Raw genomic sequence first — 393 nt, forward strand, 5'->3', positions numbered from 1 at the left:
TATCGAACCCAATCGTGGGAAAAAGGTGAGCGCGAGTTACCGGATCTGGCGCGCGGCGACGAATGAGACGAGTTATTCGAATGTGTTGGAGTTTGTGGTGGGGGAAGCGGTGAGCCTGGATCCGCCGACCATCGAGTCGGTGAAAGGCGATCCGAGCGGGGTCGAGATTCCTCCGGGTGGCACCACCGTGGAAATCGCGGTGACCCTGACCGGCACCGCCAGCAAAGGGCAGAAGGTCGAGATCCAGGATGGCGGCGTGCGCAAGGAGGAAGCCATTGCGGATCCAACGACGGGGATTTGGTCCAAGACCATCACCGGCCTGAGCGTGGCGGCGCACAGCTTTACCGCCAAGGCGCTGTATGGCGCTGGAGCATCATCGGCGGCGCGGACCTT

General features: G+C 62.3%; 1 pseudogene. It reads left to right on the plus strand.

From position 1 onward, the window contains the following. Positions 1-25 precede the first annotated feature (25 nt). Positions 26-393 (plus strand): annotated as a pseudogene (locus E3W21_RS28755) (Ig-like domain repeat protein); the annotation flags it as partial.

The organism is Pseudomonas sp. F01002 (assembly GCF_004402115.1).
Lineage (GTDB): Bacteria > Pseudomonadota > Gammaproteobacteria > Pseudomonadales > Pseudomonadaceae > Aquipseudomonas > Aquipseudomonas frigoris.